The 14,692-nt window shown below is 38.8% G+C and carries 14 protein-coding genes; 1 reads left to right on the top strand and 13 read right to left on the bottom strand.

What is annotated here, in order from left to right; all coding sequences use genetic code 11:
* Window positions 1–35 precede the first annotated feature (35 nt).
* The 10 genes from spoIIR to spo0F form a co-directional block, all read right to left on the bottom strand.
* On the bottom strand, window positions 36–911 hold the full coding sequence (gene spoIIR / locus C568_RS0107780) for a stage II sporulation protein R (RefSeq protein ID WP_006096666.1): 876 nt from the start codon (window positions 909–911) through the stop codon (window positions 36–38).
* 258 nt (window positions 912–1,169) lie between these two features.
* On the bottom strand, window positions 1,170–2,021 hold the full coding sequence (gene prmC / locus C568_RS0107775; protein ID WP_018781176.1) for a peptide chain release factor N(5)-glutamine methyltransferase: 852 nt from the start codon (window positions 2,019–2,021) through the stop codon (window positions 1,170–1,172).
* Entirely contained in the window at window positions 2,021–3,088 is a 1,068-nt protein-coding gene (gene prfA / locus C568_RS0107770) for a peptide chain release factor 1 (protein WP_026008495.1), read from the bottom strand. The genes prmC and prfA overlap by 1 nt, the downstream gene beginning before the upstream one ends.
* Before the next feature lie 397 nt (window positions 3,089–3,485).
* Window positions 3,486–4,070, bottom strand: coding sequence for a thymidine kinase (locus C568_RS0107765; protein WP_003202246.1), 585 nt, complete (start codon window positions 4,068–4,070; stop codon window positions 3,486–3,488).
* 109 nt (window positions 4,071–4,179) lie between these two features.
* Window positions 4,180–4,425: a type B 50S ribosomal protein L31 gene (locus C568_RS0107760; RefSeq protein ID WP_000643436.1), complete on the bottom strand. Its 246-nt coding sequence runs from the start codon at window positions 4,423–4,425 to the stop codon at window positions 4,180–4,182.
* Between the two features lie 377 nt (window positions 4,426–4,802).
* On the bottom strand, window positions 4,803–6,074 hold the full coding sequence (rho, locus tag C568_RS0107755) for a transcription termination factor Rho (protein ID WP_003202242.1): 1,272 nt from the start codon (window positions 6,072–6,074) through the stop codon (window positions 4,803–4,805).
* Window positions 6,075–6,291: 217 nt separating this feature from the next.
* The gene (gene glpX / locus C568_RS0107750) at window positions 6,292–7,257 is read right to left on the bottom strand and encodes a class II fructose-bisphosphatase (RefSeq protein ID WP_003209232.1); all 966 of its coding nucleotides are present in this window, start codon (window positions 7,255–7,257) and stop codon (window positions 6,292–6,294) included.
* A 189-nt stretch (window positions 7,258–7,446) separates the two neighbouring features.
* Entirely contained in the window at window positions 7,447–8,736 is a 1,290-nt protein-coding gene (gene murA, locus C568_RS0107745) for a UDP-N-acetylglucosamine 1-carboxyvinyltransferase (RefSeq protein WP_003202346.1), read from the bottom strand.
* Between the two features lie 388 nt (window positions 8,737–9,124).
* On the bottom strand, window positions 9,125–9,982 hold the full coding sequence (locus tag C568_RS0107740; RefSeq protein WP_018781175.1) for a class II fructose-bisphosphate aldolase: 858 nt from the start codon (window positions 9,980–9,982) through the stop codon (window positions 9,125–9,127).
* 210 nt (window positions 9,983–10,192) lie between these two features.
* Entirely contained in the window at window positions 10,193–10,561 is a 369-nt protein-coding gene (gene spo0F, locus C568_RS0107735) for a sporulation initiation phosphotransferase Spo0F (protein ID WP_000398590.1), read from the bottom strand.
* Between the two features lie 205 nt (window positions 10,562–10,766).
* Here spo0F and C568_RS0107730 point away from each other — a divergent pair, with 205 nt between their 5' ends.
* Window positions 10,767–11,294, top strand: coding sequence for a DUF2529 domain-containing protein (locus tag C568_RS0107730; protein WP_018764917.1), 528 nt, complete (start codon window positions 10,767–10,769; stop codon window positions 11,292–11,294).
* A gap of 35 nt (window positions 11,295–11,329) precedes the next feature.
* On the opposite strand, the gene pyrG is transcribed toward C568_RS0107730, so the two are convergent.
* The 3 genes from pyrG to C568_RS0107715 form a co-directional block, all read right to left on the bottom strand.
* The gene (gene pyrG / locus C568_RS0107725) at window positions 11,330–12,937 is read right to left on the bottom strand and encodes a CTP synthase (RefSeq protein WP_003202338.1); all 1,608 of its coding nucleotides are present in this window, start codon (window positions 12,935–12,937) and stop codon (window positions 11,330–11,332) included.
* Between the two features lie 257 nt (window positions 12,938–13,194).
* Window positions 13,195–13,713, bottom strand: coding sequence for a DNA-directed RNA polymerase subunit delta (gene rpoE, locus C568_RS0107720; RefSeq protein WP_006096672.1), 519 nt, complete (start codon window positions 13,711–13,713; stop codon window positions 13,195–13,197).
* A 312-nt stretch (window positions 13,714–14,025) separates the two neighbouring features.
* Window positions 14,026–14,655 (bottom strand): TetR/AcrR family transcriptional regulator, encoded by a 630-nt coding sequence (locus tag C568_RS0107715; protein WP_018764915.1) that lies wholly within the window; start codon window positions 14,653–14,655, stop codon window positions 14,026–14,028.
* Window positions 14,656–14,692 lie beyond the last annotated feature (37 nt).

Raw genomic sequence — 14,692 nt, 5'->3', positions numbered from 1 at the left:
ATTTCTATATATGAGGAAGGATTCCAAACTAGTACTTATTTAGAAAATAACGATGTGAATGCTTCTACAATAAATAATTTCACTTTCGGTTTTTCCTCTTGCTCTTCTATTTCTACTGTTTCAATTGTTTGTTTTTGTTTCTTCTCCAGAGGTTTTTCTATTTTTTCCACAGGCTGTTTTTCTCCCTGTTTTACGCTTTTTTCTTGTGCAATCTTTTCATTTGTTTCTTTCACAGGAGTTTGTACTTTTGAAATAACCTCTTTTTTCGATGTTTCTTGTCCCTTTTTTTGTTTCGACAGAACATCTTGATTTTGTTTTTCCGATACCTCTTCTTTTTCTTCCTGTATTTTTACTGGCTGTTCTTCCTCATCCATTGATTCTGCTTTTACAACATGCTCCTCTTTTTTTACAGCCGATCCACTAGAGAAATCTAGAAAACACATTGGCGGGAATAACACGCACCACCAATTTGCCCCTTCGCCTTTTCCAATTGAAATGAGTACTGCTTCATATTCCCCTGCTGGATAAATAAAATTCCCATATACTTTTGTAGGAAATTTAATGTTTTTGCTAAATGTAACTTGAAATGATTCTTTACTTCCTTCGCGTTTTAACGTATTAGCAACCGTTTTTTCAATTTCTGGGATGTGACTCTGAATAACGCGACGTGCGTCTTCAAACGATTTCAAATCTGCTACCCAACCATCAATTTGCGTCTTTACTTCATCGCGCACTTTACGTTTTAGCGCCTGATCTTCCTTCGAATCACTATTTGCTAAAATACGTAATCGAACAGCTTCTTTCGGAATAACAGTTTTTCCCTTCGCATCAACTTTCATATATCCAAACTGCACAAGTAACTGTGCACCAATTAATAATAAAAGAAAATAGGCAATCGCTTGTTTTTTCATCTCCTACACCGTCCCTTCTGTAAACAGTGTAGACACTCTTACCTCTTTCTAAACTATTAAATTCTAAATCTATATAAAAACTTTCGAGTGTAGTAAATACAAATTGAAAAAAACGATTTAAAACCTTTCTTTTTGGGTGGAAGAGAGCATCTAGCCATGCACAGATGCGGGCAGGTCACCTTTTATTTTTCATAGCCGCGACTTATATGTTGAAAAGGCAAAATGGATTATATAGAAAAATGGAGTAAGGTTCTATCCTTACTCCATTTCCGCAAATACCATACGATCTTTTCCGTTAATATCAAATACAACTTCTACATGGGCATGCGGAAATGTCTGCTGCAATAACCTTTTAACATCTTCACCTTGCCCTATGCCTACTTCAAAAGCAACAATTGCTTTTCTTTGCAAGACGTTTGGCAACTCTTCCATAAAACGGCGATAAAAATCAAGCCCATCTTCCCCACCAACAAGCGCACGCTTCGGTTCATGCTCTTTTACAACCGGAGAAAGATCTCTCCAGTCTTCTTCTGGAATATACGGGGGATTTGAAACAACAACATCTAATTTTTGCCCCGTTTCATAAAACGGTGATAATAAATCACCATGATAGAACGTTACATTTGCACCTAATGCTTTTGCATTTTCTTTCGCAACTTCAATAGATTCCTGTGCGATATCTACTGTATACATACGAAGATTTTGATTTTCTAAAGCGAGCGTAATTGAAATTGCTCCACTTCCCGTACCAATATCAGCTATATGCAGTTCCTGCTTACCAAACATACGCTGGATTCTATCTAATACACCTACTATAAGCTCTTCTGTTTCTGGTCTTGGTATTAATACTTCTTCATTTACGAAAAACGAACGACCATAAAACATTTCATATCCCATCATATATTGAACAGGAATCCCACCTACATGTTTGTGGATAAAGTTCGTAAACGTCTTCTGTTGTTCCTCAGACATTTCTTCACGCATGTTCATCATTAAGCCTGTTCGATTCGTCTTTAATACATGACAAAGGACAATTTCTCCCGCATTTTCATCTCGCCCATTTTCTTGTAAAAAAGAAGAAGCCCATTTCAGGGCTTCATAGACACGCATTACTCAGCTGCCTCCATCTTTTGCGCCTGATCTTCCATCACTAAGGCATTGATGAAATCATCTAACTTACCTTGTAAGATTTGATCTAGCTTCTGAATCGTTAAACCGATTCGATGGTCTGTAACACGGTTTTGCGGGAAGTTATACGTACGAATACGCTCTGAACGGTCTCCCGTACCAACAGCTTGTTTACGGTTTTGATCGTACTCAGCTTGCGCTTCTTGTCTAAATTTATCATAAACACGTGCACGTAATACTTTCATTGCTTTTTCTTTGTTCTTAATTTGCGATTTTTCATCCTGACAAGATACAACTACACCAGTCGGTAAATGCGTTAAACGTACCGCTGACATCGTTGTATTAACACTTTGTCCACCAGGACCACTAGAAGCAAATGTATCAACACGAACATCTTTTTCATGAATATCGATTTCTACTTCTTCTGCTTCCGGTAATACAGCTACAGTTGCTGTAGAAGTATGGATACGTCCTCCAGATTCTGTTTCAGGAACACGTTGCACACGGTGTGCACCATTTTCAAACTTCAACTTTGCGAAAGCGCCTTTACCGTTGATCATAAAGATAATCTCTTTATATCCACCTAACTCTGTATAACTCGCTTCGATAATTTCAGTTTTCCAACCTTGTACCTCAGCATAACGGCTATACATACGGTATAAATCACCAGCAAATAAAGCAGCCTCATCGCCACCAGCAGCACCACGAACCTCCACAATAACGTTTTTATCATCATTCGGGTCCTTTGGAACAAGTAAAATTTTCAGACGCTCTGATAATTCTTTCTCTTGTCCCTCTAACTCAGAAACTTCTTCCTTTACCATTTCACGCATGTCAGCATCTAACTTTTCTTCTAACATTGCCTTCGCATCTCGTAATTGCGCACGAACATCTTTATACTCACGGTACACCTCTACCGTTTCTTGCATATCAGATTGTTCCTTTGAATATTCACGAAGTTTATTCGAATCACTAATAACCTCTGGATCACTTAACAGCTCGTTTAACTTCTCATAACGATTTTCTACAGCTTGCAAACGATCTAACACATCATTCACCTCAACATCCTAGTCTTTAATACAAATAGTATATGGTACTTAATCAAAAAAACGCAAATTATTATTTTAAAAGTGCAGGCGGCTCGCTCAGAATGGGAGGGGGATGGAGCTTCTGACATAGAGGTACCTTTTGCCTCGCAGGAAGAAGCGAAGCCACCGACCATTCTTGCCGCCGGAGCTAGATATTATTTAAAAGCGTAGGTGGCTCGTTCAGCTCTGACCGGCTAAGGTTCTTTCGCACACAAGGCGCTCTTTGCCTTTTGTGCGGAAGGTTCTTAGACGCGAAGAGCTTGCCACCGAAACTAGATATTATTTTAAAGGTGCAGGCAGCCCGCCCCACTCTTCATCTATTTTCGAAAAAAACCCGCCCTATTGTAGCGAGTTTTACTTATTTTTGTTTTGTAGGTACTGCATGACAATGACGACAACGCGGCTCATATGACTCTGAAGCCCCAACTAAAATAATTGGATCATCGAATGCAGCTGGTTCTCCATCAATTAAACGTTGTGTACGGCTTGCTGGAGATCCGCATACAGAACAAACTGCTTGCAATTTTGTTACATGTTCAGCAATCGCCATCAGCTGAGGAACTTGTCCAAATGGTAGACCACGGAAATCTTGGTCTAAACCGGCTACAATGACACGATAGTCACGATTTGCCAATATTTGCACCACTTCCACAATGTCCCCATCAAAGAATTGCACCTCATCAATTGCAATAACGTCCATTTCTTCTGTTATATGATTAAATATATCTTTTGAAGCTGAAACAGGAACTGCTTTTACCTTTAATCCATTATGTGATACAACATCTTCTTCACTATAACGATTATCAATACATGGTTTAAATACAATCGCATGTTGCTTTGCAAACTGTGTACGGCGCACGCGGCGGATGAGCTCTTCTGATTTTCCAGAAAACATACTTCCGCAAATCACTTCAACCCAACCGTTTTGATTTATTAAGTACATGGAGCTCTCCTTTCATCTACTTTTTTATCCAAAGTAGGGTAAAGGTTTAATATTTTCGCAAAAAAAACAGACAAGCGAATAGATACACTTGCCTGTTTTATGTTTTTTATTACTTAAGACCGTATTTCTTATTGAAGCGGTCAACACGTCCGTCTGCAGTAGCAAACTTCTGACGTCCAGTGTAGAATGGGTGAGAATCAGAACTGATCTCAACTTTTAGTAATGGATAAGTGTTTCCATCTTCCCACTCAACCGTTTCGCTAGATCCTTTAGTAGATCCGCTTAAGAATTTGAAGCCTGTGTTTGTGTCCATGAATACAACTTTCTTGTAATCCGGATGAATTCCTGCTTTCATTCTTTTCATCTCCTTCCGCCCTGAATCATTTTCGAAACAGAGTTTTTCATCTTTAGCTGCGAATACAACTATAATGATGAAACACATATGATGAAATTATAACAAGGCTAACTTCATTTTGCAACTACCTGTTTTTGTCTTTTATAAATTAAAAGCGAAAGCGGCTCGTTCAGAATGAGAGGGGGATGGAGCTTCTGACGTAGAGGCGCCTTTTGCCTCGTAGGAAGACGCGAAGCCACCGACCATTCCTGCCGCTGAAACTGGATATACCTAAAAGCGGAGACGGCTCATTTAACTCTAACTAGCTAAACTTCTCCACAAAAAGACATGAAAAAACTCGCTTAGCATAAAAATAAGCGAGTCATCACCGTTTCCCTTTACTTCGTTGTTACATATCTTTTGGAATCTGCAACAATGTTTTGTAAAAATTCTTCATTTGTTTTCATTTGACGCATCTTGCGTAAGAAACTTTCAACAAAGTCTGGTGTATCACGCATTGTTTTACGAATGCCCCATAGCTTGTCTAAATGTTCTTTCGGAATTAATAGATCTTCTTTACGCGTACCAGAACGGCGAATATCAATCGCTGGGAAGATACGACGCTCAGCTAACGAGCGATCCAAATGAAGTTCCATATTACCTGTTCCTTTAAACTCCTCGTAAATAACATCATCCATACGAGACCCTGTATCAACAAGTGCTGTTGCTAAAATCGTTAAGCTACCGCCCTCTTCAATGTTACGAGCTGCCCCGAAAAATCGTTTTGGTCTATGGAACGCAGCTGGGTCAATACCACCCGATAATGTACGTCCACTTGGTGGAATAACAAGGTTGTAAGCACGTGCTAAACGGGTAATACTATCCATTAAAATGATAACGTCTTTTTTATGTTCTACAAGACGCATCGCACGTTCTAATACAAGCTCAGCCACCTTAATGTGGTTTTCCGGTACTTCATCGAACGTAGAACTTACAACATCACCTTTAACAGAACGTTCAATATCCGTTACTTCCTCTGGACGTTCGTCAATTAAAAGTACGATTAATTCTGCTTCTGGATGATTTGTTGTGACACTATGAGCAATTTCTTTTAATAGTATCGTTTTACCAGCCTTTGGAGGCGCGACAATTAAACCACGTTGTCCAAATCCAACTGGTGCAATTAAATCCATGATGCGTGTTGATAGTTTCTTCGGCTCCGTCTCCAATTTCATTTGACGATTTGGATATAACGGTGTTAATGCAGGGAAATGCACACGCTCTTTTGCTGATTCTGGATCATCACCATTTACTGCTTCGACTTGCAGCAATCCAAAATAGCGTTCGTTTTCTTTCGGCGGGCGTACTTTACCAGAAACCTTATCTCCATTACGCAAATCAAAACGACGAATTTGCGAAGCTGAAATATAAATATCTTCTGAGCTTGGAGAATAGTTGATTGGACGTAGGAACCCAAATCCTTCTGATTGAATAATTTCGAGTACACCTTCCATGAAGAAGAAACCTTCTTTTTCTGCACGAGCTTTTAATATAGCAAAAATTAACTCTTTCTTTGTTAATTTGCTGTAATACGAAATCTTAAATTCTTTCGCATGCTCGTATAACTCTTTTAATTTCATGTTTTCTAATGCTGCAATTGACAAATTCATTCAGACACCACACTTTGACATTATTCTCTTTTCACATGGGTAAAGGGAAAATATACGGAAGGCAAATACATAATAATGAAAGGCAATAAGTTCAAGTAGGGTAATATTCACTATTGTAACCCTTTTATCCAGTTTTAATCAATACGTTGTAACACAAATACAAGAAGCGAAGACAAGAAAATTTGTCTCCGCTTTTTATATTGCTTCTGTTTTCTCTTTATTTAATTACTAAATTTGGTTTTTTATTTAAGCTATGGCGTCCGTCAACGAAACGAACTGTTCCGGATTTTGCACGCATAACAAGGGATTCTGTTGTACCAACACTGCCTTTAAATTGAACACCACGTAGTAATTCACCATCTGTTACGCCTGTTGCTGCAAAGATTGCGTCGTCACCTTTCACTAAGTCTTCCATACGAAGGATACGATTTATATCTTCAATACCCATTTTTTTACAACGAGCTAATTCTGCTTCATTTTGAGGAAGAAGCTTCCCGTGAATTTCCCCGCCCAAACATTTTAATGCAACTGCTGCAAGAACGCCTTCAGGTGCACCACCAGAACCGAATAAAATATCAACACCTGTACGATCAAATGCTGTATTAATTGCTCCAGCTACATCGCCATCATTAATCAATTTAATACGAGCGCCAGCTTTGCGAATTTCTTCAATAATCGCTTGGTGACGCGGGCGGTTTAGAACTGTTGCTACAACATCTTCAATATCTTTATTTTTCGCTTTTGCAACAGCGCGTAAGTTATCAATAATAGGTGCGTCAATATCAACTGCACCAACTGCTTCTGGTCCAACTGCAATTTTATCCATGTACATGTCAGGAGCATGTAACAAATTACCGTGATCCGCAATCGCAATAACAGCAAGTGCATTCCAGCCTCCAGCTGCTACGATATTCGTTCCTTCTAATGGATCAACTGCAACATCGACGCGCGGTCCGTATCCTGTACCTAATTTTTCCCCGATGTATAGCATTGGCGCTTCATCCATTTCCCCTTCACCAATTACAACTGTACCTTTCATCGGAATTGTATCGAACACATCGCGCATTGCTGATGTTGCTGCACCGTCTGCTTCATCTTTTTTTCCGCGTCCCATCCAACGCGCTGATGATAATGCTGCAGCCTCTGTTACACGTACTAACTCCATAGATAAACTTCTTTCCACAATAATCCCTCTCCTTTTAAGTCTTAATATTTATGCCGCATTTTGTGAACCGGTTCCTTCTATAAAGTGTAGCTTCCGTCAGCAGTAATTCTTCATCCCCCATTAACGGAAGCACCACCACTTCATCTTCATCTTGCAATAATAAGCAAAACTCCATATCAAGAATACATTGCCAACAATCATTGCAAATTATGCATTTTTCATTTCTTCAATCTCTTGCCGCGTCATTTGTTCTCGCCAAATGTTCGCACCAAGACCTTTAAGCTTGTCTACTATATTTTCATAACCTCGGTCAATATGTTCAAGCCCTGTCACTTCTGTAATCCCTTCAGCCATTAATCCTGCAATTACAAGTGCAGCACCCGCTCGTAAATCGCTCGCTTTTACCTTTGCTCCTTGCAAAGCAACAGGTCCTGTCACAATAGCAGAACGGCCTTCTACCTTAATTTGTGCATTCATCCGGCGCAATTCATCAATATGTTTAAAACGAGCACCGTAAATCGTATCCGTTACAACTCCCGTTCCATGCGCCTTTGTTAAAAGAGTTGTAAAAGGTTGTTGTAAATCTGTCGGAAATCCTGGATACACAAGTGTTTTTATATCAACAATCTTTAACTTACGATCCCCATTTACCTTAATTTGATCATCGTTCGTCTCAACTTGTACACCAGCTTCTCGTAATTTTGCAGTGATTGACTCTAAATGTTGCGGGATTACATTATCAACTGTTATTTCTCCACCAGACGCCGCTCCTAAAATCATGTACGTACCCGCTTCAATTCGGTCTGGAATAATAGAATGGTGACAACCGTGCAGAGAATTCACACCATCAATACGAATCACATCTGTACCAGCACCTTTAATTCGTGCCCCCATACTTGTTAGTAATGTTGCTACATCAATAATTTCTGGTTCTTTCGCAGCGTTCTCAATCACCGTTCTACCTTTTGCACGCACAGCTGCTAGCATAATGTTAATCGTTGCTCCTACACTAACAACATCTAAATAAATACGAGCTCCTCGTAATTCATCCGCTCTTAAATAGATTGCACCTTGCTCATTTGTCACATGTGCACCTAATGCTTCAAATCCTTTAATGTGCTGATCAATTGGTCTTGGCCCTAAGTGACATCCACCAGGAAGCCCAATTACAGCTTTGTTAAAGCGGCCAAGCATAGCGCCCATCAAGTAATAAGAAGCACGTAATTTTTTTACCTTCCCGTTCGGCAAGGGCATAGCAACCATTTTGGAAGGATCAACCGTCATCTCTTCCTCCTGATTGTACGTTACAACTCCTCCAATTTCCTCTAATAGGTCTCCTAACATCTTCACATCTGAAATATTAGGTACACCACCGATGGTCACTGGAGTATCAGCTAAAATGGTCGCTGGAATTAGAGCGACAGCACTGTTCTTTGCACCGCTCACGCGAATTGATCCGTTTAAAGGTCTTCCACCTTCAATCAGCAACTTTTCCATGTTGAGCTCCCTTCTTATGAATGTATTTATTTTCCTTAAGAATCTCATTTGTTCAGCATACTATCAAGAAAAACAAAAGAGCCAATCATTTTTGACTTTTCCCTTTCCTCAACTTAACAAGCGGTAAGCCCTCACCTTAAAATAGGTAGGCTTTAGGCGAGTAGATGAAGACTAACTGCCCGTCAAGCTATACTCGTCAATTCATCTTAGATACATGATAACGTTTATTAATAGAATCATTCACACCATTTTCCATTTTCACATTTCCTTACAGTTCATGTGAATAAATTGGCAATTCATTTAATCTTAAGACTTGTTCACGCTTTCATTATACAACGAAAGGAAACCGTCTAAAAGACTAGACGGTTTCCAAAACGGAATTTTATTCTTACGCTTTACCGTTAGAACCGAATTCACGAATTTTACCAATAACAGTTGCTTTGATAGCTTCGCGGCCAGGTCCGATAAATTTACGAGGATCGTAAACTTCTTGATCTTTGTTTAATACTTCACGAACAGCTTTTGTAAACTCAATTTGGTTCTCAGTGTTTACGTTGATTTTTGAAGTACCTAAAGAAATAGCTTTTACGATATCAGCAGTTGGGATACCAGTACCACCGTGAAGTACTAAAGGTACACCAGTGAAGTCGCGAACTTGTTCCATTTCTTTAAATCCTAAGTTAGGCTCACCTTTGTAAGGGCCGTGTACAGAACCTAGAGCTGGAGCTAGGCAATCGATACCTGTTGCTTCAACAAGGTGTTTACACTCTTCAGGATTAGCATAGATAACGCCTTCAGCGATTACATCGTCTTCTTGTCCGCCAACTGTACCAAGCTCAGCTTCTACAGATACGTTACGAGCGTGTGCGTATTCTACTACTTTTTTAGTAGTTTCAACGTTTTCTTCGAATGGGTGGTGAGAAGCGTCGATCATTACAGATGTGAAACCTGCATCGATTGCTTCTTTACATTTTTCGAAGCTTGAACCATGGTCAAGGTGAATCGCTACAGGAACAGTGATGTTCATTTCTTCGATTAAAGCTTTAACCATAGCTACAACTGTTTTGAAACCAGTCATATGACGAGCTGCACCCTCAGATACACCTAAGATTACAGGAGATTTTTCTTCTTCCGCAGCAGCTAAGATAGCTTGAGTCCACTCTAAGTTGTTCATGTTGAATTGACCAACTGCGTATTTTCCTTCTAGTGCTTTGTTTAGCATTTCTTTCATGGAAACTAAAGGCATGATGAATCCTCCTAAAAAACGTTTTTTGTATCCGATAAGTTCTTATCGCTGGTAGTATGACCAGAATAAGGTAAAATATGTATATCTACATACCGGACTTTTTTCTACACTCAATAGGATAACAACTTGTACTCAAAAACTCAACTGTATTCACCTGCTCATCAGTCCATGTAAACGCTTTTTTTCATATTTTTTATAAAAAATTCATTTTTAAGCCTCTACAGCGATTTCATTTCGTACTGCTTGGCGAATTTCATCAATATCAAACGGCTTAGCAAAGTGCATTAAAGCTCCTAAATCTTTCGCTTCTTGGATCATATCCAACTCCCCATAAGCAGTCATTAAAATAACTTTAATATCTTCGTTAATTTCTTTCACATGTTTTAAAATCTCTATACCATCCATACCTGGAATTTTCATATCTAGAATAACTAAATCTGGATTATCCTTTTTCACAATATCTAAAGCTTGAAATCCATTTGCTGCTTGGAACGTTTGATAACCTTCTTTTTGGAACACTTCATGCAATAACACACGAATGCCGTATTGATCATCAACGATTAAAATTTTCCCTTCCATAGTCCCCAACCTTTCTGTGTAAATACAAGATTAAAAGCTTCTTATATCTTATTCGATTTATTTTCGCTATTCTTTACCAAATTCCTTCCCATTTCTTTCTTATTTTACCGCCTACTATTTTGTTATGCTACCTCTATTACTTCGCCTTTCTAAAAAAATAAGCTATAATGAAAGCCGCCTTAATACAATCGAAAGGAGCAATACAATGTTAAAAATTTTTTCTACTCAGCTAAGCGGCTATTTCACAAAGATTTCTCAAAAAGAAGAGATGAATATAGAAGATAGTGCCCGTCTACTTGCGCAAGCGTTAGTTGGTGATGGCATCGTTTATTTACACGGTACAAACGAAATGGACGGCGTTGTTTCGGAAGCATTACACGGCGCAGAGCCGCTAAAACATGCAAAGCGCTTAATCGAAAATGGTACAAAAGCAGAAGTGACATCCGCAGACCGCGTACTTCTTATCAGTCGTTTTTCAACAGATGAAAATATTATTTCATTAGCGAAGCAGCTACAAGAAGAAGGACACTCCATTGTTGGTATTTCAGCCATCCAAAATGGCGAAGTCTCACTAGAACAATTCACAGATGTACATATTGATACAAAATTGCTAAAAGGTTTAATCCCGGATGATGAAGGCAACCGTTATGGGTTCCCAAGTTTAATCTTATCCCTATTTGCTTATCACGGATTAAAATTTACAATTGATGAAATGATAAACGAATATGAGTAAAAGAAAAAGGCGTCCAAATTTGGACGCCTTTTTTATTACTTGCTTTCTTTATTCGTAATAGAAGCTTTTACGAAATCATGGAACAATGGTTGTGGACGGTTTGGACGAGATACAAGTTCTGGGTGGAACTGTGCTGCCACGAACCAAGGGTGATCTTGTAATTCAATGATCTCTACTAAACGACCATCTGGGCTTGTACCAGAGAAGATAAATCCAGCGCCTTCCATGTCTTTACGGAATTCGTTGTTGAACTCATAACGATGACGATGACGCTCGTATACAACTGGTTCATTATACGCATTGTAAGCATTTGTTTCTGGAGTAAGCTTACATGGGTATAGACCAAGACGAAGTGTGCCACCTAAGTCTTCTACATCTTTTTGTTCTGGTAATAAGTCAATAATTGCATAAGGCGTGTCAGGATTAATTTCAGAAGAGTTAGCCCCTTCTAATCCTAATACGTTACGTGCAAATTCGATTGATGCAAGTTGCATTCCTAAGCAAATTCCTAAGAATGGAACTTTATTTTCACGTGCATATTGAATTGCAGCGACTTTCCCTTCTACACCGCGATCGCCGAAGCCACCTGGTACAAGGATACCGTCTGTGTCGCCAACTAATTCTTTTACGTTTTCTGCTGTTACGTGCTCAGCATTTACCCATTTCACTTCTACATCTGTATCAAATGAATATCCTGCATGGCGAAGTGCTTCTACAACAGAAATGTATGCATCTTGAAGTTCTACATATTTACCAACAAGAGCGATTTTTGTTTTCTTAGATAGGTTACGTACTTTTTCAACTAATGCAGTCCACTCTGTCATATCTGCAGCTGGATTGTCTAGTTTTAAGTGATCGCAAACGATTTGGTCCATATTTTGCTCTTGAAGCGATAATGGAACTGCATATAACGTATCTGCATCACGCGCTTCGATAACTGCTTTTGTATCGATGTCACAGAATAAAGCAAGTTTGTCTTTCATATCTTGAGAAACAGGCAATTCTGTACGAACAACGATAATATTTGGCTGAATACCTAAGCTACGAAGTTCTTTAACGCTATGTTGCGTTGGTTTTGTTTTCATTTCACCCGCTGCTTTTAAGTACGGGATTAATGTACAGTGAATATACATTACGTTGTCACGACCAATATCACTCTTAATTTGGCGAATTGCTTCTAGGAATGGTAGAGACTCGATGTCACCAACAGTTCCCCCGATTTCTGTAATAACAACGTCCGCATTTGTTTCGCGGCCTGAACGATATACACGTTCTTTAATTTCATTTGTAATGTGAGGAATAACTTGAACTGTTCCTCCTAAATATTCACCACGACGCTCTTTTTGAAGAACAGAAGAGTAAATTTTACCTGTTGTTACGTTGCTGTATTTGTTTAAGTTAATGTCAATGAAACGCTCATAGTGACCAAGGTCTAAGTCTGTTTCTGCGCCATCATCTGTTACGAATACCTCACCGTGTTGGTATGGGCTCATTGTCCCTGGGTCTACGTTAATGTATGGGTCAAACTTTTGGATTGTTACGTTTAAACCACGATTTTTTAAAAGTCTTCCAAGAGATGCTGCTGTAATCCCTTTCCCTAAAGAAGATACTACACCGCCTGTTACGAAAATATACTTAGTCATAAAAGTACTCCCTTCTACTTTGTTGTTATATAATCACCGTTGCAAAGCGCAACGTATGTAGATAACACCTTATCTATCTTATTGTTAGACTCTTTTTATTTTCTAAACAAAAAACAAAAAAGAAAATTGCTCCCCTCATCACGAAAAGTAATAAGTAGGGAGCAATTTTCTTTTATATTTACACTTTAAAAGTATTATCGTCCTGTTTTAAAGAGCCCAAAAATGATTCTACATGGACGATAATAAAAAGTCAAGAACTACACTTCTTCCTCTTCTTCTTCTGTTTCATCATACTCAAGTTCTTCGTCAGCGAATTCTTCCTCTTCATCATCTTCATCTAAATCATCAAGATCATCGTCTTCGTCAAGAACCTTGTCCAAATCTTCTACATCATCATCTTCTTCGTCATCACCGTCGAAGTCGTCTTCGTCTTCTTCAATGTAGTCATCAAAATCTTCTTCCTCTTCAACCTTACGTTTTTTCTTAGGCTTTGGCTGAGGTAAAATTTCTTCATCAATTTGCTCGTATGGGTACCAACTGCGTATCCCCCAACGGTTTTCTCCTAAATTGATGAAACGTCCATCAATATTTAAATCTGTATAGAATTGTGCGATCTTCGCAGCAACTTGTTCTTGAGATAGTCCCAGCACTTGAGCGATTTCCTGAACTAAATCATGGAATGACGTTGCCTGTCTTTTATCCTCTAAAACACTATGTACAACTTCAATCATGGATAATTCTTTTAGCTCTTCTGGTGAATATTTCTTAAAATCCACTTATGCGGCACTTCCTTTCTTAAAATATAATCCTATATATAACGGCCTGTTTAAAAAAATCCATACTATTCATTATAAACAAAACTCCAACAAATATGCTACAAAAAAAACGGGAAACTTTCACGAGCAATCGATAAAAGTGATTACAGACCAGTATTTACAAGATTAACCTGTAGGGACTATATAAAGTGAAACTTTAATCAGTGGGGATTTCCTCTCATTTTCTCCTTCTGGTCTCACTCGGCATGGAGCTAAAAAAGGCACTGGCCGCTTCTATGCATGGCTAGATGCTCTCTCCCGCCTAATATCGTTTTATTTCGGAAGCATATGCGCGCCATGTAATACATACCTAATCTGCATTTCTGTATATTCCTCTAACGTATAAAGTTTTTGCAGGGCCCAGCGTCTAAATCCCCACATTTGTCCTTGAATGAAAATATTATGAGCCAGCAGTTGAATTTCCTTTTTCGTTAATGTAAATGTGCCATTTTTCGTACACTGTTCTAAAATATTTTCAAACATTCCCACCATTTGAAACTCTTTTTCTAGTACATATGGAAGAGACTCTTTCGGTAAAAAACGAACTTCTTGATACATAATTAATACTTCTTCTTGCAACTCATCCATTACTTTAAAATAATTCGTAATGGCTACCCTTAAACTTTCAACGCTTCCTTTTTCCGTGCAGACCACTTCTTCTAATCGTTCTTTTACATGTTCATAAATACTATCACATACTAAATACAACACATCATCTTTCGTACGGATATATTCGTAAAGTGTCCCAATACTAAACCCGGCCGCTTTTGCAATTTCCCTCGTTGTTGTACGAGGAAATCCCTTTTGCTTAAAGAGCTGCACCGCTCCTTTAATCATCTGCTCGCGCCTTAGTGCAACCAATTTCTCATCCTTTACAGACGCATGCACATTGTGCTTAACCATCCTCTTCACCTCTCTCTACCATTTGGAAGGAAAAAGC

Source organism: Bacillus sp. 95MFCvi2.1, assembly GCF_000374965.1.
Taxonomy (GTDB): Bacteria; Bacillota; Bacilli; order Bacillales; family Bacillaceae_G; genus Bacillus_A; species Bacillus_A pseudomycoides.
Note: the sequence above shows the minus strand (reverse complement) of the source record. Positions and strands in the feature narration are given on the sequence as shown.